The following is a 19,636-nucleotide window of genomic DNA, read 5'->3' as shown; positions in this document are numbered from 1 at the left end:
ATGTATATCTATTTTATACCAACCTCTCTTTTATATAAATCCAACAGATTCCCCAAAATTCATTATTCACTCTAGCGCAAACAAGTGAGTAATAGAGGTCAAAATACCTTATAGAAGCTATAATTGTATTATGATTCTGTATACCCTGTGCAACCGAAAAGGAGAACATATGAATAGCATTCAATATTTGTCCCAATTTAATTTGCTTCATAGTCTCTCATTAGAAGATTTAATTGAAATGGATCAAATGACCTCCATTACGACTATACCGAAAAAAAACTTTATACAAACTCCAGAGACCTTTTCCGAGGGACTTTATTTTGTGAAAAAGGGCAAAGTACGTCTATATAAGCTAAATGCTGACGGGAAGCAATTTACTTTGGATATCCTCCGCGAGGGAAATGTATTTGGTGAAATGGATATGATTTCACTAGGAACAAGGGAGATGTATATAGAAACGATAGAAGAATGCGATATCTGCCGTATGGACAAAGACCGATTCGAGCATTTTTTAATAGAACATCCCAGGTTCATGATGAACATGATCAAGGTGTTAAGTGACCGAATTTCAGGAATGAGCAGTCTGGCCCAGCATTTAGCTTTGGGAAATTTACAGGATAAAATTTTGTATATTCTTCTGAAATTGTCCGATCAGTTCGCCCTCCAAAGCCGTGATGAGTATTGCAAAATCAATTTCCCTCTCTCTCATCAAGAAATTGCGAATCTGGTCGGGGCCACCCGTGAGGCTGTAACAGCTGCTCTTCAGGAGCTTGTCAAAGAAAAGGTCATTAAAACCGGCTTTAAGACGATTTACATCCATCGCGAAAAGTTAGTGAAGTTGTAAACTACATTACATCTATACTCCAACCCAAAAAAGTATCGTATACCTATCAGACAATTTACGATATGGAGTGGATGAAATGTTACAACGAAAAGGTGCTCGCAAAGGGTCAGATATTCCTAGTGATGTGCTTCAGCTGCTACAGCAAGGGCGGCTTCAGACGGTGAATCTCACCGAATGGCTGGCTGTCGATCATGTTGTACTATTACAAAATACTCTTGATGAATTTGGCTTGCAGCAATCATCCGATGTCTTCCTGACCGAATTGAATGAGCTGAAGGAAAAGAAGATCATGAAAATGATACCCGCAATCGCGCGAGCGTGGCTTCATGTGTTTGAGCAACAAGCGATAGAAGAACGTATTCGCATCTTTGATGCGATGGCCTCGCATCTTTCAGACAGCATTCGCTGCTGGGCTGCCTACATCATCGGGGTTGATCCCTGTTTAAGTGTAGAGGAAAAATTGGCTGGCATTCGCCCCTTTGCAGCGGATTCCCATTTCGGAGTACGTGAAATAGCCTGGATGGCCGTGAGAGAATCCATATCCTTGCAACTGCTTGAAGGGCTTGCCCTGTTAGACAGTTGGGTGCGAGATGAGGATGCTAACATACGTCGTTTTGCCATTGAATTAACCCGACCACAAGGCGTTTGGGCCAAGCACATCCCTGAACTAAAAGAACATCCCGAGTTGGCTCTTCCTCTCTTGAAGGCTGTTCAGTCCGATCCGGTCAAATATGTCCAGGACTCCGTTGGCAATTGGTTGAATGATGCCAGCAAAACCAACCCGGAATGGGTTCTTCAAGTTTGTAATGCATGGCTGATGGCTTCGGATACTAAAGAAACGAAGCGAATAGTAACCCGGGCCCAAAGAAGCTTGAACAAAGAGAAATAATTAGAAGACTCCTCCCCATCCAATCCATATCTAGAATATTCACATAAACTATGATATTTATCTGGAGTATTAGGAATGAGGAATTCCTATGTCTATTATTCGAATCTATCTGGAAGCAGACAGTATCGTATCTGGAAACATTGCTATCACAACAAGTATCAATGTCACTCCAGTGGTTAATCGTTACACAGCTATTGTCGTGCTTGGTAATATATTAGGTGGAGTGACTCACCATCCCAGCACAAAGTTTTACAAATGATAGTGGTACTTCAGTCGCGACAAACAGTCTTGTTGTTCCGACCAGTAGCGGATACTACAATGTATTTGTAAATGGGACGTTGCAGCGAGGCGGCTTAACAACGCTTTCTGCTACAAACCTAATTATAAATACAGGCCTGATTGTTGGCGCGACAGTAGTCGTTGAAGTTATTAATTTCAACTCTAGTGCCTCCTCAACCTCTGTCAACAATGTTCAGTAACGACTACCATAAGCGACTGAGCTACGTAAAACAGGACAAACGCCTCTTTTTTATAATTTTATAAAAGGGTAAAATTTCCTTTGTAAATATGAAACAGAGGGAGTTATTTCCATGAAATTCAATTTTGCGCATTTCCGATTTTATGTTATTGCACTGATCGCAGTGCTCATGCTTACCAGCTGCACCTCAAAAAATGCTGCAACTGCAGTCCAAACAAATTCTGATGTAGACAATGCGACTCATAGTACAACAGTTGTAGACAAAGAAAGTCAGCCTGTTCTACCCGTCACAGAGTCGCTGCCTCATACCGTTACCTCGGATAAGGATCTTGTGGCTCTTACCATTCCCGCTGGCTGGCGTAAATTTAAACAGGGACAACTGGATTCGGTGCTTAGTGTTTGTGACAAAGAAAAAAAGAATGTAGGTCTGGTTTTCCGTGTCCCCAAGTCAGCTTTTGCAAATAATATGACGCTCGACGAATTCGTACAGCAACGTGAAGAAATCTCCGCATTGGGCCTAGAAAACTTTAAGGCTGTGGATACTACCCCAATCCAGATTGATTCCACAACCGCCAGAACAGCCGATTATAGCGGGAAATACAATGGCCAACAGGTCTATTACTTCAGTGCCATGTTAGAGAGTAAGCAGCACTATCTTCAAGTATTAATCTATTCAAGGGGAGGCTCTGCAGTAGAACAACATCACGAATTTGCAACTATAGCCAGCTCCTTGAAAGTCTTAAGCGACTCACAAGTTAAGCCAGACCTTCGCTCAACAACTATTTTGAAAACATTTAAAAGTGAAGATGCCACGCAACAAATTCGTCTCCCTTATATATGGAAGACTGGTTTAATTCTTAATCCAGATGCGCTAATTCAAGCTTGGTATGAAAAAAACGATGCATACATGACGATCATCAAGGATTGGAAATCCGAACTGCCGTATGAGAAATCCTCAATGATCACATTAAAAGATTACGCTGAGTTTTCAGCTCAATTAGTACTCAAAAGGTCTGGAAAAGGGATTATTTCGACGGGACCAGTAAAGGTCAATATAAACGGGAATCAAGGCTTGCAATACGAAGTATGGGTAGAGAGTGATAAAGTAAAAATTGTATATCTAATCACTTATTTGGAACATTCCGACTCATTCTCTCAAATTATTTTTTGGACGAGAGCTGATTATTACGATAATCAAAAATCTGAATTTCAAAGATACACCAAAACATACAGAGAAGAAGAAATATAGACATGATAAAATCCGCCAAACACTTAGGAATCTTTGTGTTAAGCGGATTTTGTCTATATGACTATCACAGCTTGAAATTCTAAAAGCTTCCCCTTGTTTAGATAGGAGATGTTACTTGTACATCCTTTTATTTTTTGTGGGCTAATAAGAGATTAACTATGGTATCCAGCTGGAGCTCCAATGAATAAGGGTCTTCCATCACAAACTCATCCCCTTTATCGCTAAATGAACCGTACATATAAACCTGTTCTTTTTTTACAGCCGGAAGGCCTTTCCATAGCTCACTATGCAGAATCTGATTAGCCCCTTCATCTTCTGAACCGTATACAAAGATGTGATCTCCCATATACTCGGGTAAAACCTCAAGTGAAATATTTTCAAATCCTTCTTTCATATTCAATGCCTTCTTGGTAGGTGGCAGCTTTAGCATCTGATAAATGGTCGGACTTCCGTAATTGCCGCCTTTCGCTGCCAAAACATATATCGATTTATTGGCGACTTGTACAATTGAAACCGTCTCTCCGTCCTTAACGATACCTTGAATTTTCATTCTGGCCTCTGCAGCTTTCTTCTCGTATTCAGTAATCCACTGCTCGGCTTCTTTCTGCTTGCCAAAGATTTCACTGATTCTACGGAATTTATCCAGTGCTTGCACTGCCGCTTGTCCATCGCTGTTGGATGTTGTCGCTGTATGATTAGCCTTCGTTTGCGAACTTCCATTTGTATTCGTCGGAGCCGAGCAAGCTCCCAGCATCAATGATAAACACAGCATAATCATCATGGCCGTTATTTTAACTCTTCCGTGCATGAGCCTGCGATACAAGGTCGGGCTTAAGAGGTTCGATGCCCTGCCAATACAACTGCTGCAACAACTCGTATACAAATTGATGAAACAAGGCTTTAACATGCAGTTTGCCAAGTCCAGAAGCTCCACGCCATTCTTGCTCCAACAGCTTCACTTTCTCGTACAGGGACAGCGGGTAATGTGGTGCGAAAGCATACTGATTCTGAAAGGGATTTCCCTTTTCCAGCAATTGTGCTATCTCTTTGCGATCAGGCAGGGCCAACGTCGCCCTGTACAAAATGATGTAATATTCAAGCACATCCTCCGCTAGGATACTCAGGCACATTCCTTTTCCGCCATGCAGTACATGGAAACGCTCTATCCTGTGAATACTGTATCCAACCGTACCCGTGCGCTTCCACGCACGGCATATAAGAACGCACTGGCAGGAAGTCGATAGGCTCGAAGCTCCTCTCCTTTTTCGATCTTCCTATGACGAACATCCATCACCTGTATAAAAACATGATTCCACAGCAAAATGTGATCGTTCAACTTCATTACTACCGCTCAGCCCCCATCCAAACCGTTCCTTCAATTCTTATTCCGTCCTATCAGAATTAAATTTATTATAATTGATAATCATTCTCACAAGCAATCGAATATATCCAACTTCCTCTGAACAGTTTAAAACCATTAATTATGTATATATCAAAATATAAGTAAAAAAGCCCTGCAAAAGGGCTATCTTTCTTGCGATTCATTCTACTGTCGATTAAAGCTCTACCTGTATGACTATGTTCCAAATCGTTTGCGGTACCCGCATTTTCGGCATAACTCTTCTACCGCTTCTCTTTTGGAGAACCCGAAGTACAGACGATTTGCACGCTCCCCTTCCACAATGTCGGAAAAAGATTGCTCATGCACGTTACCTAAATTAATGACACCTTCTCCATCCAGACAGCAAGGGACCACCGTTCCATCCACCAATATCGCTGCTTGGCTACGGAGTGCATGGCAAAAGCCTTTTCCGTCATCTTCCGGGGCACTGAGGCTCGGCCATTCAAATTCGTGGTCTTGATTCAAATAAACGTTTGGTGCAATTTTGACCCCACTACCCGGTATCACCTTTTCCTCAATCCGATAGTCCAGTCCAAACTCTTGCTCCAGTCGTTCAAGTGTTTCCCGGTTGCGCTGACGCTGCATATTAGTCAAATTATCTTCAGTCAAGTTCCAGAGACGGAACGAAATAATGACATTGTGTTTCACCGCTTCTCTTACAAACGTGAAGATATTACCCAAATATCCTTCTCGATCCACGGAGCCTTCATGTCCGTCAAAACTATGGAGAGAGAAGTTCATCTGACGCAGCGCTGGTTGCCCAAGCAGCTTATGTTCGGTCTTCGGCAGCAAGGTACCATTAGTGGTAATATTGACCTTTAAGCCTTTCTCATGAGCACTTTCCAGTAAAAGATCAATTTTCGGATGGAGCAACGGCTCTCCTTTTACATGCAAATAGATATAATCTGTATGTGGTTTGACCTGATCAAGCACATTTCGAAAGACTTCCGGATCAATAAATTTTTTGACACGCTGTGTTTGAGGACAAAAGCTGCATGCGAGATTGCAAATGCTCGTTATCTCAATGTATACCTTTTTAAAAGTTTTCAACATGATTTCCCCATTCTAACCTTCATCCTGAGCATCTTGTTTATGCTCACTAATCTTATGATTATAACGGGTTATCACCGACAGGTAAACTCTCCAGTCTCTCCCTTTGTGTGGGCATCAAATGCTCGACACCTACGCCTATCCAAGATTTGTTTGATATTTTCTATTGACCCTAGGTCTGACCTAAGGTTTATAGTGGAGTTATTCAAATATCAGTAAGGAGTCCTCTCATTGAAAGAACACATTACGATCAGCCAGCTTGCTCAGCTTATGAATGTATCTGTACATCAACTGCGATATTTTGAAGAAAAGGGAATCCTCTATCCATCACATACTGAAGAAAATCAATATCGGATGTACGGGCTTCATGAGATTTATCAGCTATCGCATATTTTATTACTACGTAAATTAAATGTCCCTGTCGGTCAGATTCAAGAATGTATGACTTCCTATGCTGCCAATGATTATAACCAGCTTTTAGAGCATTCGTTGCAAAAAGTACAAGCTGAAATAGCTAACTTAAAGATGCATGAACAGTTTATTCACAAAGTGTTAGAAGAATATAATAATCGGACCCAGCAGGGCGATGAGTATCAAGTCAAACGATTAGGTCCCCGTCATTTAAAGCTATGGTTTGCATTGGAGAATGGTCAAGAGTTCACTGCCGGAAATCTATTTGAACACCGCCCTGCCCCACCTCGATTATTTGAAAATGACCTGCATTACTTGTCTGATGCTGGACAGTTGAAGCTGTGTTATGAAACGGCGGATGTGGTTGACTATATTCTGGAAGAAGGCAACTATCTTTATAAGCATCTTTCCGTCATTGAAGAACCTGAGATTGATTATGAAATCAAACAAATGGAACGATATGTAGCTCATCACCAATATAACTGCCAAAGCAAGACCATTCTAGTAGAAAAATCTTATCTTTCGATGTTCGACAATAACAAGCTACAATATGAAATTCAAGTCAAAGTAGAATAAATCTTGGAGGGTGTTACATGAGTGCAAAATCTTTTGACATTGTTGCATACCAAAAACAAGACCATGAAGCTGTTTGCAGTCTTTTAGTCGAATCGTTTAAAGCAAAATTCCAATCTCTTGTTACACTAGAGGATCAAGCTATACAGCAGTTGTTAATGCAGGTTTGGGTTCAAAATCCTTATTCTACATCTATGAAACAATTTGTAGCCAAAGAAAACGAAGAAGTTATCGGTGTTCTTTCCCTTAAATGGAAACCCTCCTACTCTTCACTTCCTGAAACAAACCCCATTTCTTTGACTCCGCTCCTAAAACAGTTTGGTTGATTCAATGTATTTAAATTTTTGGCAGGTATGCATGCGCTAGAGTATACCCCTGCTGCAAATGAGTGTTACATTGATCATTTGGCGATTCGTTCAAGTCATCGTAATCAGGGAATAGGACGCCATCTTGTAGCTTTCGCACAGCAATTTTCGGTTGAATCTGGTTTTCATGCATTGACGCTTCACGTAGCGCATAAGAACCAAGGGGCTATCCGTTTGTATCACCAACTGGCGTTTGAAGTAAAACAATCCAAATATAATGGGTTACGGCATTTTTGGTTCAAGGAGCCTGTATGGCATCTGATGAGTTGGCAAGAGAACCTGCATTCGAGGAGAGAGCATCATTGAAAAAAACACTCAAGCTTACTTTTGGTATTGCGGCAGCTCTGGCTGTTGCCTTGGTACTCATTATTCTATATCAAAATTCCTACAAGATGACAGAAGAAAAAATACAAATCACGACACCTAAAGGGCTGTTAACAGGTACATTAACTTTGCCTAAGAACTACTCGGGAAAGGTTGGATTGGTTGTTTTTGTCCATGGGGATGGTCCTATTAATGACACCTATGATGATGGATACAAACCACTGTGGGAAAAGTTCGCTTCCAAGGGTTATGCCTCCTTGTCACTGAATAAGCCCGGTATTAACAGCGCTCCTGGTAACTGGCTCGCCCAAAGCATGGAGGACCGCGCACAGGAGATCCGATATGCAATAGACTGGGCAAGAAGCTTACCTATGATTGATAAGCAAAAAATCGGCCTATGGGGAGCCAGTCAAGCAGGATGGGTCATTCCGAAGATCGTTAAAGAGGAGCATGATATTGCATTCAGCATCCTTGTATCGCCTGCCGTGAACTGGATTTCCCAAGGACAATTTAATACCAGAAAAGAACTGGAGCGAGAAGGAGTTACTCCGCAAGAAATTCAAAAGACATTGAACTACGATCAAGAGATTCTACAGTTACTGAAAAGACAGGCTTCTTATGAAGAATATCTAAGCATAGCCGATCCTGACGATATGATTTCCAAAGAAAGATGGAGCTTTATACGCAAAAATTTTCTGTCTGATTCCACCGAAGAATTAAGTCACTTCCATACTCCTGTACTCTTGGTTCTGGCTGGAAAAGATATTAATGTCGATGCAAAGGATACCGAGCGAGTCTATCGCCAGAAAATACCTCCAGAACTGCTGTCCGTGATTCATTTACCTGAAGCCGACCACTCCATGATGGATGAAAAAATCGCGCGTTCAAAATATCTAACTTTTTTAACAGCCGTATTCGCCCCAAGAAAATTGGTGAATGACGAGTATCTCGAAATCCTTGCCAATTATGTCAGTGAGCGTTAAACAATGATGTTTTTTCCACACTTCTTTTGAATATGCTGATAAAAAATCCATCGAAAGATAAAAGGGTACATTTTTTTTGAGTATACGATTTTCTTAATGCGGTCTACAGACAGTCCGCATTGTTCTGAGAGTTCGTCAATGGGCAGCCCATGTCTGCAAATAACTAGTCCTTGCACTCGTGAATAATGGGTTGCAATTCAAAAAAGACGTCTATTTCCTATAGGATCTGTTTTCTGTGCATTCAGTTACGCGCTCATTCAACTCATAACTGTTCTCGGTTAGACTGGGAATAGATCTATAAACAACAAAAAAACGGCATCTCTGCCGTTTTTCTAAAAGGATGGACTCTCAGGGACTCGAACCCTGGACCAATTGATTAAGAGTCAACTGCTCTACCAACTGAGCTAAGAGTCCATAATAAAATTTTGGTGGAGCCTAGGGGGATCGAACCCCTGACCTCATCGCTGCCAGCGATGCGCTCTCCCAGCTGAGCTAAGGCCCCATCATAAGCAAGTTTTATCAACGTTTCAAGCGACTTCTATATCATATAAAATATTTAACCCTGTGTCAATACTTTTATAAAAAAATATAATTTTCTCCCTTCATGGCCCAGAAAAGATACAGTCAGCGATCAGTCGCTGGCTGTATCTTTAGATAACAGTGTTTTCAGTTCCTTCATAAACATATTGATGTCTTTAAACTGACGATAGACGGACGCAAAACGTACGTAGGCGACTTCATCCACTGGGTAAAGCTGTTCCATGACCAGCTCACCAATCTGCTGGCTATCCACTTCTGTGGCTGCTGTGTTGCGGATAGCGTTCTCCACCTGGGATACGATCATATCCAGTTGCTCGACGGATACTGGACGCTTCTCGCAGGCTCGAATGAGACCGCGCAGCATTTTATCACGACTAAACTCTTCACGGCTGCCGTCTTTTTTGATGACCATGAGAGGGGTTTCCTCCACCATTTCAAAGGTGGTAAAACGCCTGGCACACTGCTCACATTCACGGCGGCGACGGATGGACTTGTTATCATTCGCAGGTCGCGAATCCAGCACTTTCGTGCCATTGTAGGCACAATACGGACATTTCATAATCTCACCACTTTCTTTTTCCAATAAATTCCCGAAGACTTTTAGTAATAATTTTGTCAAAACAGATCATAATATGTTTACCATATCGCGAGGAGGTGAACAACAATGGCACAAGGAAACAATGGCAACTCCAACAATCTGGTAGTCAGCAGATCCTCCGGCGCTCTGGAGCAAATGAAATTTGAAATCGCTCAAGAGTTGGGTATCAGCATTCCTCAAGATGGATACCAAGGTAATATGACTTCCTATGAGAACGGTTCGATCGGGGGCTACATCACAAAACGCCTCGTAACGATCGCCGAACAACAATTGGCAGGTCAATACCAATAATCGCGGTAATAATGCAAAAATAACAAGAAAAAGTGTCTGGATGGGCTGGTAAAAACAGCCTGTCCAACGCTTTTTTCATTTTAAAGCGAAAAGCTCATCATGTCATTAACTTGGATTTAAAAATCATTATAAATTTTCGTGTATTGCCTGTAGTAATAAATGACCCGCTGTACATAATGTCGTGTTTCACCAAAAGGGATTTGCTTGATGGACTCTTCTTTTCCATCCCACACTCCCTTATCCAGCCACTCTTGAACTTTACCCGGCCCTGCATTGTAAGCAGCTACGATTGCTACAGGATTATCCTGAAACTTTATGGATAGGTTATGCAAATACCAGGTTCCCAGCTCAATATTGGTGCCAGGCTCGTGCTTGACACTGTCCAGCGGAACCTTTTGAATCTGGGCGCTGTCCATAATCCAATTTGCCGTATTCGGCATAATCTGCATCAGCCCTAGCGCCCCCTTATGTGACTGCTTACTGGTTTTAAAATTGGTTTCTACACGGATAATAGACGCCACCAAAAATGGGTCTACTTCATACGTCTGTGAATACTGCCGAATCTCATCCTTATATTGAATTGGATAGAACCAGGACATCCAATTTGAATTAAGGAATAGAATCAGGACAAACCCGACAAACAAAATGAGCAGGACTCTTTTCTTTCGCAAAATATTCATGCAAGTCCCTTCCGCTGCCAAAATTGATCAATTTGTCGCTTCGTCTCAGTCTGTGTTCCACTATTATCAATAACGATATCGGCCAAGCTTTTCTTTTGCTCAATATCCATTTGTGCGGACAGCCGAAGTCCAGCTTGCTCCTCCGTCAGACCGTCTCTGAGCACCAGACGCTGGAGCTGAATATCACGTGGTACGTACACAACCATAATTTCCTCGTACAAGCTCTCAAGCCCCGACTCGTACAGTAACGGAATATCTGCCAAAACAAGCTTGTCCGGCTGTTCCCGTTCAAATGCTTCCATGCGCATACGCATTTCCTCACGAATAGCAGGATGTGTAATATCGTTAAGTGCCTGCCGCTGGGCAGGGTCTCCGAATACAATCTCCCCCAGTTTTTTGCGAAGCAGAGTTCCGTCACTGTTCACTATAGCTTGTCCAAAATGCTGAATGACCGCCGCCAACACCGGATGCCCCGGAAGCATCACTTCCCGGGCAATGGCATCTGCGTCGATCAGCAGCGCACCTTTGGCGACCAAAAGAGCCGACACGGTGCTTTTTCCGGTAGCAATACCTCCGGTTAATCCGATATTCATGCTCTTTCACCTCATAACAGCTTCAATATGCCCATCATAATCAGTAATAATGCCGGCAATACACCCAGCGCCTTCATAAATCGAAATGCTGATAGAAAAAAGCCTGCCTTCATCCCTGCAATCAAAAATGTTCCACTGAATAACGTAATAGCCAGCGCAGTAGACAGTGGCTGAAAACCAAGCATAGCTGCCCCGAGTCCCGCTCCGAACGCATCGACCGATAATGCAATACCCAGCCAAACCGCTTCGGTAGCAGATATACTGCCGGAACGGTCCATATCCGCAGCAGACGGGCTTCGAAGAATCCGAATAACAAGCCCCCATTTGCGAAGCTCCAGAGAAAATACTGTTCGTTCCTGCTGCTCCACAGAAGCTTCTGCCGACAGATCTTTTCTTGAGCTAGGGAAAGACTCGGTATCAGCATTCTCTACACCCTTCTTCTCCCCAAGAACAGATCTGCTCGCTGGATCAGTCTGTTTTGTAAGAAGCAAACCCCGAGAGGGCTCCACTGAATCCTCTGGCAAATCCTCTTTGCGGTGCAGAGCTTGAATCAAAGAGTAACAGCCGATACAGATCAGGATGACAGCACCGAAAACGGTAGTATATACAGGAGACAGGGCACGAGATAGTAATGCGCCCAATTGCATGGATATGCCGATCACCAAACCTGAACATACGGAGATGATAGCAATCGACAACAGTGGAATTTTCATTTTGCGCAGACCATATGTAACACCGACTCCGAAACTGTCCAAACTTAGCGCAAATGCCAGTAACAGCAGGGCTCCCCAATGATTAGCCACTCCAATTCCCTCCCATTGCGAAGGCAGGGCCTTATAACAACCGAAACCCTCCGCAGTATTGGTACTTGGAACAATATATGAGAGGGATGGGCTTGGGGTGACTGTGCTTGTTTAGCGCAGAGGCTGGCAGACCGGACAATGATGTGTGCCCCGTCCGGCTACGACAGATTTTTCGATCAATGTACCACAGTTGATGCAAGGCTTCGCGTTACGTCCATAGATTTGCAATTGATGCTGGAAGTCGCCCGCTTCGCCCTGTCCATTCACGAATGATTTAATGGACGAGCCTCCAACCTGAATGGACGCACCTAGCGTGGAGACAATAGCTTCATGCAAGACATGAAATTGGCTATCCGTTAGGCTTTTGGCTGGCTGTGCTGGATGAATCCCCGCCTTAAACAACGATTCATCTACATAGATATTCCCGATGCCCACCACATATGACTGGTTTAACAGCGCTGCCTTGATCGAAGTCGAACGAGTTCCAACAGCGGCACGCAGCATTTCTGGTGTAAAGGCCTCGTCCATCGGTTCCAGACCAAGTTTGTTCAGCGGCTTTTCCAGCAAATCCTGTCCTGCTGGAAATAAGTGCATCGTGCCAAACTGGCGCACATCCTGATAACGCAACTCCGTACCATCTTTAAAATGAAAGATGACATGGGTATGCTTTTCCACAGGATCATGTTGTGAATATAATCCATATCGTCCTTCCATTCGAAGATGGGAGACCAGCACCAGCCCGTCCAGCAAAATCCGCAGAAACTTTCCGCGTCTCTCCACCCCTGTAATCCGGTGATCGGCCAATTCCATCGCAAAAGCGTGGATATCATCGGGCCGTTGAATGATCCGCGGCAGATTCACAGTGACATGATCTATATGTTTATCAACGATAAGCTCGTTTAGCGTTCGTTTAATGGTTTCTACTTCCGGTAATTCCGGCATGATGTCTTCACCTCACCCTATATTATAACGGAAGCAGCGTCAAATTGGGACTATCTACTCATTGAAATATCTTATTTGGCCTCATACCAATTGCTGCCATAGCTTACTTCGGCTTTGAGCGGCACAGCCAGCTTTAATGCAGCTTCCATGGTAGCAGGGACAAGCTCTTTCATCGTTTCCATTTCCTCAGGCGGAACCTCGAATACAAGCTCATCATGTACTTGGAGCAGCATTCTGCTACGAAGATTACGTTCACGTAGCGCTTTATCCATCTGTACCATCGCCAACTTGATAATATCGGCTGCGGTGCCTTGAATCGGCGTATTCATCGCTGTACGCTCGGCGAATGAACGCAGGTTGAAATTGCTGGCGTTAATCTCCGGCAAATAGCGTCTGCGTTCCAACAGCGTTTTTACGTAGCCGTCCCGCTTCGCATCCTTTACAATATCATCCATGTAACGGCGAACGCCTTGGAACACATCAAAATACTGGTCGATAAAGCGAGCCGCTTCCTTCCGCGTAATATTCAAATTTTGTGACAGACCATAATCACTGATCCCGTAGACAATCCCAAAGTTGACTGCCTTCGCAGAACGCCGCATATTGGAGTCCACATCTTCCGCTGCTACACCGAACACATCGGATGCGGTCTTGGTGTGAATGTCCATATCGTGGACAAAGGCTTCCTTCAAACGTTCATCATCCGAAATATCAGCCAGCACCCGCAGCTCAATCTGTGAGTAGTCTGCCGCCAAAATAGACCAGCCCGGTTCGGACGGAACAAATACTTTGCGGATTTTGCGACCTTCTTCAAGACGAATCGGAATGTTTTGCAAATTCGGAAATTGACTGCTCAAGCGTCCAGTTGCTGCAACTGTCTGCCGGAAATACGTATGCACTTTACCCGTTTTCTCCGAAATTTCTTTAAGCAATCCTTCAACATACGTCGATTGGAGTTTGGCAATGGTACGGTACTGCAAAATGTTTTGTACAATATCATGATAGGGGGCCAGCTTTTCCAGTACCTCCGCATCGGTCGAGTACCCCGTTTTCGTCTTTTTAATGACAGGTAAACCCAGTTTATCAAACAAAATCTCACCCAACTGCTTAGGCGAATTCAGATTGAACTCTACTCCGGCAATGCTGTAGATCTCGTTCACCAACGTTGCGATCTGGGCTTCAAATTCTTTACCCAAAGCACGCAGTTCTTCTACGTTCACCAAAATGCCCTGCTTCTCCATATCCGCTAAAATGCGGGACAACGGCATCTCCAGCTCATGAAACAGCCTGTGCATTTCCGTTTTCTCCAGCTCAGCCTGCTGCACAGGCACCAAAGCTTCAATCACCGCTGCCTTACGCGCCACATGATCAGACAGCACGTCCACGTCAGGAACTTTATATTTAGCTCCTTTGCCGAACACTTCTTCGTCAGGACGGATCGAAGACAAGCCATATTTGGCTGCCAATCCGCTCAATGTCTGGTTTGCATCAGTTGGGTCCAGCAAGTACCCTGCCAATTGCACATCAAACTCGGCACCTGCAAACTCAATTCCATGCCAGTGTAAAGCCAAATCCGTACGATGCAGATCATGACCGCGTTTTTTGCGTTCAGGGTCAGCAAGCCATTCGCGAATAGGTGTAGCTGTATCGCTTTGCAGTACATCCAGTGTCATAAAAAACTGCTGTCCCGTTGCGGCAAATATCAGACCTACGATGTCAGCATGATGCGGATTATCGCCATGCGTCTCAACATGCAGCACATCCACATGATCCAACACTTCTACCAATTCGCTAATCCGCTGCTCATCCAGCACTGTTACGTCAGCCGCGGCTTCCTCTACGTCTACCCCAGTACTGCCAACCTCACCTGAAAAAGATAAACGTTCCAGCAAGGACTTGAACTCCAGCTTCGCCAGAGCTGGCCCGGCTGTTTCTGCTTGCAGCCCGCCGAAGGCCACATCTTCCAGCTGCTTGTCCAACGTTACATCCCGATAAATGGTCGCCAAATCTTTGCTCATTCGCGCATCGTCAGCATGTGTCTCAACGCGTTCTTTCATTTTGCCCTTCAGCTCATTCGTGTGCGCCAGCACTTCTTCGACTGAACCGTATTGATGCAGCAGCTTGAGCGCTGTTTTTTCACCTACGCCGGGAATACCAGGAATATTATCCGACGTATCGCCCATCAGGCCCTTAAGGTCAATAATTTGCAGCGGCTTCAGCCCATATCGTTCCTGAATTTGCTCAGGTCCATACGTCTCCACCTCAGTAACCCCTTTGCGAGTCAAGCCGACTGTGACATGGTCTGAAGCCAATTGAAGCATATCCTTGTCCCCGGTCACGACCAGCACATTGAAGCCGGCTTCGTCCGCTGTCTTGGACAGGGTCCCTATAATATCGTCCGCCTCATAGCCATCCAATTCAAACTGGGCAATGCCGAAAGCGGTCAATAGCTCTTTCAGCAACGGAAATTGCTGGGACAGCTCTGGCGGGGTTTTCTCCCGTCCACCTTTGTAATCCTCGTATCCCTTATGGCGAAACGTTATTTTACCGGCATCGAAGGCAACCAGCATATGTGTTGGTTTGTGCTCCTCCAAGAGCCGCAATAACATCGTCGTAAATCCGTACACCGCGTTCGTCTGCTGTCCGCTCGAATTCGTTAACGGTGGCATAGCAAAAAACGCCCGGTAAATGATACTGTTACCATCTATAAGCATGAGTTTATCCATTTAGCACCTCGCAAGTTCATCAATGCATTCGTAACGTTCTTACGTTTTACGCATTCCTCTTCCTATCTTAACATACAAGACTCCTTTTTCAGAAAAAAACGGCTGCTTCCTAACCAAATTTGCCTTTTGCTCAAAGACAAGTCTGGGTCAGAAACAACCGCTATATACCTGAAAGCTCTACTGGTTCAAATCTGGTCTCTCCCCTGTCACGAGATATACAGTGCTTTCACCGATATTCGTAGCATGGTCACCAATTCGTTCAATGTATCGTCCTACAAGCAACTGCAGCATAGCTTGTGAAGCCTCTGCCGGCTTTTCTACCATAAAGGCGTACAGATCGCTGATCATGTGGCTATACATGGAATCCACACGATCATCCTCTTTGGCCATTTTGTAGGCCAGATCTGTGTTTTCATCCAAATAGGATTTGATCGCATCATCTATCATTTCTTTAACAATGGAAGCCATGTGCGGAATATCCACCAGCGGCTTAATGATCTGCTGCCCTTCCAGACGAAGGGTCACCTTGGCAATATCAAGTGCCAAATCGCCCATTCGTTCCAGATCACTGGAAATTTTAAATGCAACAATGATTCGGCGCAAATCCTTCGCTACCGGCTGCTGGGTAATAATGAGCTTGGAACCCATATCGAGAATATTCTCTTCCAGCGTATTGAGGGATGCATCATTTTTGACCACCTGCTGAGCCAATTCTGTATTTTTGGTCTGCAAACATTCAATGGCCTGATCGAGCGCCTTCGAAACGTGTGCACCCATTTCGCGCAGTACGGCTCTCAGTTCGTCTAACCCTTCATCAAAACCTTTTCTACGTATCATTTCGAAGTCACCCCTTCTGGCATATTCATCTGGTAGGCTTTAGCCAAATCGCCCTGAAATATAATCTTCCGTACGTGAATCTTGCGGCGTGGAAAACATCGTCTGTGTGTCCGCCGCTTCCACCACAACACCATTCAAAAAGAACGCAGTTCTACCAGACACACGCGCTGCCTGATGCATGTTATGCGTCACCATGACAATGGTATACGTGTCTCGCAATTCCTGAACCAGTTCTTCAATTTTCATCGTGGAGATCGGATCCAGCGCAGATGTCGCCTCGTCCATAAGCAAAATATCTGGTTGTACAGCAAGCGCCCGGGCAATGCACAACCGCTGCTGTTGTCCACCGGACAAGCTCAGAGCTGAACGCTTCAAAAAGTCCTTGACCTCTTCCCAGAGTGCCGCCTGCCGCAGGCTTTGCTCGACCAATTCGTCCAACTTGTCCTTTTGCCGAACTCCATGCAGACGCGGGCCGTAAGCCACGTTATCATAAATCGATTTGGGAAACGGGTTAGGCTGTTGAAAAACCATTCCCACCTGCTTCCGCAGAGTTTCTACTTCCATAGTATCGCCGTATATATCCTGACCTGCGATACTCACGGTGCCTTCAATACGTGTTCCCGGTATCATGTCATTCATCCGGTTTAGCGTACGCAGCAGGGTCGATTTGCCGCAGCCGGACGGGCCGATAAAGGCAGTTACCGTTTTTTCAGGAATATCGAGGTTTATATGTTTCAGCGCGTGAAATTTCTCATAATATAAATTCAGCTTATCAATCCGGATTACGGAATCATTCATGGATTTATGATCTCCTTCGTGTTGCAGTTATGATCCTCAAGCATTGCACCTGATTTGCACAATATGAAGATTATATAAGCTGTGTGTAAATTTAGTGTGGTGGATTTGTTAACGTTATGTAAAATGATCAAGAACTTAGCATGAGCTCAAGCTCCTGCGCAATTTCGGCTGCATTCAAAGCTGCTTCCTCTGCGGAACGGGACATTTCACTGTTTTTAGCTTCAATTTCATCGACAGCCTGCAGTAGTTTGGCAAAAGTTTGTGTTCCGGCAGATATATATTGAGAGCCTGTATGAATCTGCTGCATACTCGTATCCGTCAGTTCAGCGGTGTCACGCAGCATTTGCTCGATATGGGTGAGTAAGCCTGTAATCTGTGTGGAAAAAGCTTTCGTCTGGAGTGACATATTCCGCACCTCCTGAGACACAATCTGGAAGCCTCGTCCATGTTCGCCAGCATGTGCCGCTTCAATGGACGCGTTGATCGCCAGCAATCCACTGTGATCTGCCAGTGCACGAATGGATGAAGCCATGCCCGCAATGTCATTCAGCGATTGCGTCAACGCCGTCATTTGCTCATGCTGGCGTTTCATTTGCTCCGTAACCGCACGATAGGAGAGCAAAACATCCTCCAGTTCTACTTTGCCACGACGGGATAATTCACTCATTGAGCGGGTTAGCCGCACACTGTCATCGGCCTCTTTAGCTGCATCCAGCACAGTCAGCTGAATACGCTGGACTCCGTCATAGCTATGCCGAATCACATCTCCCCGCTCTTCGTCCGCTTCTCTTTGCATTCGCTGCACGACGGACAGGATATCACGAATCGTGAGTACACCGAGTAACCGTGTTCCTTCCTTAATCAACACACAGTCGTAAAAACGCTGATCTTCGCGCAGCATCGCCAGTTCCACAATGTCCGATGCCTGGCTTTTCAGATCCACAATTAATGTATCGGGGTCGGCAAATAGGGCCGCAGGCTTGTCATAGAACAACGCCGCAGCAAATCTGCCCGTAAAATGGCGATTGTACGCATCTCTCATAATAATGCCCAATGGAAGATCATTTTTATCCACAACAATGACACAAGGAATATCTTCCTGTGTTTTCATAAGGGCTAACAGTTCTTTACAAGACATATCCGTACCAATGATCGGAACCTCCCGGCATGGCACATAGGTAGTAATCGACTTGTATGCTTCACGTTCAATCACGGCAGTGGAGCTCGGCTGGGTCTTTGGTTCCGTTATCATCGTTCTGAAGTCCCCTTTTTTTAACTACTTGGAGTGACGGGAACATCATATCGGTCATTTGTTGATTCTAGCGTCTAGTTTTGTTAATGAAATGTAAAATCACAAAATGGACACAAAGGTCCCCGGACACTGCGCTGAATAAAGAAAAACGCTCCTCATTTATAATAAATGAGAAGCGCTTCTTTTTTTATTTACAACCAGCTTGTACCCCACTCCACGGATCGAATCGATATGAACCGAGTCGGGATCAAGCTCCAGCTTTTTACGTAAGGAGCTGACGTGCACATCCACGGTCCGTTGCCCGCCAATATAGTCAAAACCCCAAACAGCATTCATCAGATCATCCCGGGTCAGGACCACACCCGGCTTGCGGGACAAATAAAGAAGCACCTCAAATTCCTTGGGTCTGAGGCTGATGGACTGACCTCCAAGAATGACTTCATATTTTTCAGGGTAAATCTCCAGCTCGCCCAATTGAATTTTGGAGCTATCTTTCTGATCAGACAACACTCCTTCATCCCCACCGGAAGTTCTTCGCAGCACAGCCGTCACGCGGGCCAACAGCTCAGAAACGCCAAAAGGCTTCGTGATGTAATCATCCGCACCCGACTTCAGCCCTTGGACAACCTCGGCTTCACCGTTTTTGGCCGTTAAGATAATAATAGGCGTCGTCAGCCCCTGATGGCGAAGTCTGCTCAGAATGTCCAGTCCGTTCATTCCCGGCAGCATCAAATCCAGCAGGATCAAATCGTAGGACTCTCTGGAGGCTTTCTCAAACCCGGCACTGCCATGATCCTCCGTATCCACTTCGAAGCCTTCTTGTATCAAATTGTAGGATAGCAATCTGGCAAGCGTTGGTTCATCCTCAATAACCAGTAAGCGTTGTCCCATAAATAACTTCATCTCCTGTTTACCTGTTAAAGGCGCATTGGTCAAAATCCTGAAACTTTTTCCATACTCATGCGACACCCGTTTATTTTATCACGGCATTGTTAACAGAATGTAAAA

24 protein-coding genes and 2 tRNA genes are annotated in these 19,636 nt (G+C 44.6%); 10 read left to right on the top strand and 16 right to left on the bottom strand.

Going from position 1 to position 19,636, the window contains the following annotated elements; all coding sequences use genetic code 11:
* The first annotated feature begins 169 nt into the window (after positions 1–169).
* The 5 genes from MKY75_RS08165 to MKY75_RS08145 all read left to right on the top strand — a co-directional run bounded on the left by MKY75_RS08165 (position 170) and on the right by MKY75_RS08145 (position 3,460).
* On the top strand, positions 170–844 hold the full coding sequence (locus MKY75_RS08165) for a Crp/Fnr family transcriptional regulator (RefSeq protein WP_069012185.1): 675 nt from the start codon (positions 170–172) through the stop codon (positions 842–844).
* Positions 845–920: 76 nt separating this feature from the next.
* The gene (locus MKY75_RS08160) at positions 921–1,733 is read left to right on the top strand and encodes a DNA alkylation repair protein (protein WP_340884953.1); all 813 of its coding nucleotides are present in this window, start codon (positions 921–923) and stop codon (positions 1,731–1,733) included.
* 88 nt (positions 1,734–1,821) lie between these two features.
* Positions 1,822–1,992, top strand: a complete 171-nt coding sequence (locus MKY75_RS08155) for a hypothetical protein (RefSeq protein ID WP_340884950.1) — start codon at positions 1,822–1,824, stop codon at positions 1,990–1,992.
* Entirely contained in the window at positions 1,967–2,212 is a 246-nt protein-coding gene (locus tag MKY75_RS08150) for a DUF4183 domain-containing protein (RefSeq protein WP_340887078.1), read from the top strand. The genes MKY75_RS08155 and MKY75_RS08150 overlap by 26 nt, the downstream gene beginning before the upstream one ends.
* A 111-nt stretch (positions 2,213–2,323) precedes the next feature.
* Entirely contained in the window at positions 2,324–3,460 is a 1,137-nt protein-coding gene (locus tag MKY75_RS08145; RefSeq protein WP_069012187.1) for a hypothetical protein, read from the top strand.
* Between the two features lie 127 nt (positions 3,461–3,587).
* Here MKY75_RS08145 and MKY75_RS08140 read toward each other — a convergent pair whose 3' ends face one another.
* The 4 genes from MKY75_RS08140 to MKY75_RS08125 all read right to left on the bottom strand — a co-directional run bounded on the left by MKY75_RS08140 (position 3,588) and on the right by MKY75_RS08125 (position 5,915).
* On the bottom strand, positions 3,588–4,241 hold the full coding sequence (locus MKY75_RS08140; protein WP_340884948.1) for an ABC transporter substrate-binding protein: 654 nt from the start codon (positions 4,239–4,241) through the stop codon (positions 3,588–3,590).
* Positions 4,242–4,251: 10 nt separating this feature from the next.
* On the bottom strand, positions 4,252–4,590 hold the full coding sequence (locus MKY75_RS08135) for a hypothetical protein (protein WP_340884945.1): 339 nt from the start codon (positions 4,588–4,590) through the stop codon (positions 4,252–4,254).
* A 32-nt stretch (positions 4,591–4,622) separates the two neighbouring features.
* The gene (locus tag MKY75_RS08130) at positions 4,623–4,802 is read right to left on the bottom strand and encodes a hypothetical protein (protein ID WP_029516636.1); all 180 of its coding nucleotides are present in this window, start codon (positions 4,800–4,802) and stop codon (positions 4,623–4,625) included.
* A 234-nt stretch (positions 4,803–5,036) separates the two neighbouring features.
* A complete protein-coding gene (locus MKY75_RS08125; RefSeq protein WP_340884943.1) occupies positions 5,037–5,915 on the bottom strand; it encodes a radical SAM/SPASM domain-containing protein in 879 nt (292 codons plus the stop codon).
* Positions 5,916–6,143: 228 nt separating this feature from the next.
* Here MKY75_RS08125 and MKY75_RS08120 point away from each other — a divergent pair, with 228 nt between their 5' ends.
* Genes MKY75_RS08120 through MKY75_RS08105 form a run of 4 tightly spaced genes read left to right on the top strand, consistent with a single transcriptional unit; the run spans position 6,144 to position 8,568 of the window.
* Entirely contained in the window at positions 6,144–6,899 is a 756-nt protein-coding gene (locus tag MKY75_RS08120; protein WP_029516634.1) for a helix-turn-helix domain-containing protein, read from the top strand.
* A gap of 17 nt (positions 6,900–6,916) precedes the next feature.
* Complete coding sequence (locus MKY75_RS08115) at positions 6,917–7,222, top strand: hypothetical protein (protein ID WP_340884940.1); 306 nt, start codon at positions 6,917–6,919, stop codon at positions 7,220–7,222.
* Positions 7,223–7,249: 27 nt separating this feature from the next.
* Positions 7,250–7,567 (top strand): GNAT family N-acetyltransferase, encoded by a 318-nt coding sequence (locus tag MKY75_RS08110; protein ID WP_340887076.1) that lies wholly within the window; start codon positions 7,250–7,252, stop codon positions 7,565–7,567.
* Positions 7,564–8,568 carry an alpha/beta hydrolase family protein gene (locus MKY75_RS08105; protein WP_340884938.1) on the top strand — a complete coding sequence of 335 codons (1,005 nt, stop codon included), beginning with the start codon at positions 7,564–7,566 and terminating at the stop codon, positions 8,566–8,568. Before MKY75_RS08110 ends, MKY75_RS08105 begins: the two co-directional genes overlap by 4 nt.
* A 341-nt stretch (positions 8,569–8,909) precedes the next feature.
* Here MKY75_RS08105 and MKY75_RS08100 read toward each other — a convergent pair.
* From MKY75_RS08100 to nrdR, 3 genes are all read right to left on the bottom strand, one after another.
* A tRNA-Lys gene (locus MKY75_RS08100) sits at positions 8,910–8,982 on the bottom strand.
* A 12-nt stretch (positions 8,983–8,994) separates the two neighbouring features.
* Positions 8,995–9,070, bottom strand: a tRNA-Ala gene (locus MKY75_RS08095).
* A 129-nt stretch (positions 9,071–9,199) separates the two neighbouring features.
* A complete protein-coding gene (nrdR, locus tag MKY75_RS08090) occupies positions 9,200–9,667 on the bottom strand; it encodes a transcriptional regulator NrdR (RefSeq protein WP_013309614.1) in 468 nt (155 codons plus the stop codon).
* A 105-nt stretch (positions 9,668–9,772) separates the two neighbouring features.
* Here nrdR and MKY75_RS08085 point away from each other — a divergent pair, with 105 nt between their 5' ends.
* The gene (locus MKY75_RS08085; protein WP_025685069.1) at positions 9,773–9,997 is read left to right on the top strand and encodes an alpha/beta-type small acid-soluble spore protein; all 225 of its coding nucleotides are present in this window, start codon (positions 9,773–9,775) and stop codon (positions 9,995–9,997) included.
* 116 nt (positions 9,998–10,113) lie between these two features.
* Here the strand turns inward: MKY75_RS08085 and MKY75_RS08080 are convergent, their stop codons facing one another.
* The 9 genes from MKY75_RS08080 to MKY75_RS08040 all read right to left on the bottom strand — a co-directional run bounded on the left by MKY75_RS08080 (position 10,114) and on the right by MKY75_RS08040 (position 19,519).
* Positions 10,114–10,677: a lytic transglycosylase domain-containing protein gene (locus MKY75_RS08080; protein ID WP_029516633.1), complete on the bottom strand. Its 564-nt coding sequence runs from the start codon at positions 10,675–10,677 to the stop codon at positions 10,114–10,116.
* Positions 10,674–11,270 (bottom strand): dephospho-CoA kinase, encoded by a 597-nt coding sequence (gene coaE / locus MKY75_RS08075; protein WP_165145299.1) that lies wholly within the window; start codon positions 11,268–11,270, stop codon positions 10,674–10,676. Before coaE ends, MKY75_RS08080 begins: the two co-directional genes overlap by 4 nt.
* 11 nt (positions 11,271–11,281) lie before the next feature.
* On the bottom strand, positions 11,282–12,073 hold the full coding sequence (locus MKY75_RS08070; RefSeq protein WP_165145296.1) for an MntP/YtaF family protein: 792 nt from the start codon (positions 12,071–12,073) through the stop codon (positions 11,282–11,284).
* Between the two features lie 111 nt (positions 12,074–12,184).
* On the bottom strand, positions 12,185–13,015 hold the full coding sequence (gene mutM, locus MKY75_RS08065) for a DNA-formamidopyrimidine glycosylase (RefSeq protein WP_069011196.1): 831 nt from the start codon (positions 13,013–13,015) through the stop codon (positions 12,185–12,187).
* Between the two features lie 71 nt (positions 13,016–13,086).
* Entirely contained in the window at positions 13,087–15,741 is a 2,655-nt protein-coding gene (gene polA / locus MKY75_RS08060; protein ID WP_340884936.1) for a DNA polymerase I, read from the bottom strand.
* Positions 15,742–15,918: 177 nt separating this feature from the next.
* Complete coding sequence (phoU, locus tag MKY75_RS08055) at positions 15,919–16,578, bottom strand: phosphate signaling complex protein PhoU (RefSeq protein WP_025721993.1); 660 nt, start codon at positions 16,576–16,578, stop codon at positions 15,919–15,921.
* 39 nt (positions 16,579–16,617) lie between these two features.
* Positions 16,618–17,376, bottom strand: a complete 759-nt coding sequence (gene pstB / locus MKY75_RS08050) for a phosphate ABC transporter ATP-binding protein PstB (protein WP_029516628.1) — start codon at positions 17,374–17,376, stop codon at positions 16,618–16,620.
* A 127-nt stretch (positions 17,377–17,503) separates the two neighbouring features.
* Positions 17,504–18,628 carry a methyl-accepting chemotaxis protein gene (locus MKY75_RS08045; protein ID WP_029516627.1) on the bottom strand — a complete coding sequence of 375 codons (1,125 nt, stop codon included), beginning with the start codon at positions 18,626–18,628 and terminating at the stop codon, positions 17,504–17,506.
* Positions 18,629–18,787: 159 nt separating this feature from the next.
* Positions 18,788–19,519, bottom strand: a complete 732-nt coding sequence (locus tag MKY75_RS08040) for a response regulator transcription factor (protein ID WP_013309604.1) — start codon at positions 19,517–19,519, stop codon at positions 18,788–18,790.
* Between the last annotated feature and the right edge of the window lie 117 nt (positions 19,520–19,636).

The sequence above is a fragment of the Paenibacillus sp. FSL L8-0663 genome (assembly GCF_038008125.1).
Taxonomy (GTDB): domain Bacteria; phylum Bacillota; class Bacilli; order Paenibacillales; family Paenibacillaceae; genus Paenibacillus; species Paenibacillus polymyxa_D.
The sequence above is the reverse complement of the archived record's forward strand: the minus strand, read 5'-3'. Positions and strand labels throughout refer to the sequence as shown.

Bases quoted from the DNA above. Each gene is read 5' to 3' on its own strand.
- MKY75_RS08165 (WP_069012185.1), top strand. From the start codon at position 170: ATGAATAGCATTCAATATTTGTCCCAATTTAATTTGCTTCATAGTCTC.
- MKY75_RS08160 (WP_340884953.1), top strand. From the start codon at position 921: ATGTTACAACGAAAAGGTGCTCGCAAAGGGTCAGATATTCCTAGTGAT.
- MKY75_RS08155 (WP_340884950.1), top strand. From the start codon at position 1,822: ATGTCTATTATTCGAATCTATCTGGAAGCAGACAGTATCGTATCTGGA.
- MKY75_RS08145 (WP_069012187.1), top strand. From the start codon at position 2,324: ATGAAATTCAATTTTGCGCATTTCCGATTTTATGTTATTGCACTGATC.
- MKY75_RS08140 (WP_340884948.1), bottom strand. From the start codon at position 4,241: ATGATGATTATGCTGTGTTTATCATTGATGCTGGGAGCTTGCTCGGCT.
- MKY75_RS08135 (WP_340884945.1), bottom strand. From the start codon at position 4,590: ATGTGCCTGAGTATCCTAGCGGAGGATGTGCTTGAATATTACATCATT.
- MKY75_RS08130 (WP_029516636.1), bottom strand. From the start codon at position 4,802: ATGAAGTTGAACGATCACATTTTGCTGTGGAATCATGTTTTTATACAG.
- MKY75_RS08125 (WP_340884943.1), bottom strand. From the start codon at position 5,915: ATGTTGAAAACTTTTAAAAAGGTATACATTGAGATAACGAGCATTTGC.
- MKY75_RS08115 (WP_340884940.1), top strand. From the start codon at position 6,917: ATGAGTGCAAAATCTTTTGACATTGTTGCATACCAAAAACAAGACCAT.
- MKY75_RS08110 (WP_340887076.1), top strand. From the start codon at position 7,250: ATGCATGCGCTAGAGTATACCCCTGCTGCAAATGAGTGTTACATTGAT.
- nrdR (WP_013309614.1), bottom strand. From the start codon at position 9,667: ATGAAATGTCCGTATTGTGCCTACAATGGCACGAAAGTGCTGGATTCG.
- MKY75_RS08085 (WP_025685069.1), top strand. From the start codon at position 9,773: ATGGCACAAGGAAACAATGGCAACTCCAACAATCTGGTAGTCAGCAGA.
- MKY75_RS08080 (WP_029516633.1), bottom strand. From the start codon at position 10,677: ATGAATATTTTGCGAAAGAAAAGAGTCCTGCTCATTTTGTTTGTCGGG.
- coaE (WP_165145299.1), bottom strand. From the start codon at position 11,270: ATGAATATCGGATTAACCGGAGGTATTGCTACCGGAAAAAGCACCGTG.
- mutM (WP_069011196.1), bottom strand. From the start codon at position 13,015: ATGCCGGAATTACCGGAAGTAGAAACCATTAAACGAACGCTAAACGAG.
- polA (WP_340884936.1), bottom strand. From the start codon at position 15,741: ATGGATAAACTCATGCTTATAGATGGTAACAGTATCATTTACCGGGCG.
- phoU (WP_025721993.1), bottom strand. From the start codon at position 16,578: ATGATACGTAGAAAAGGTTTTGATGAAGGGTTAGACGAACTGAGAGCC.
- pstB (WP_029516628.1), bottom strand. From the start codon at position 17,376: ATGAATGATTCCGTAATCCGGATTGATAAGCTGAATTTATATTATGAG.
- MKY75_RS08045 (WP_029516627.1), bottom strand. From the start codon at position 18,628: ATGATAACGGAACCAAAGACCCAGCCGAGCTCCACTGCCGTGATTGAA.
- MKY75_RS08040 (WP_013309604.1), bottom strand. From the start codon at position 19,519: ATGGGACAACGCTTACTGGTTATTGAGGATGAACCAACGCTTGCCAGA.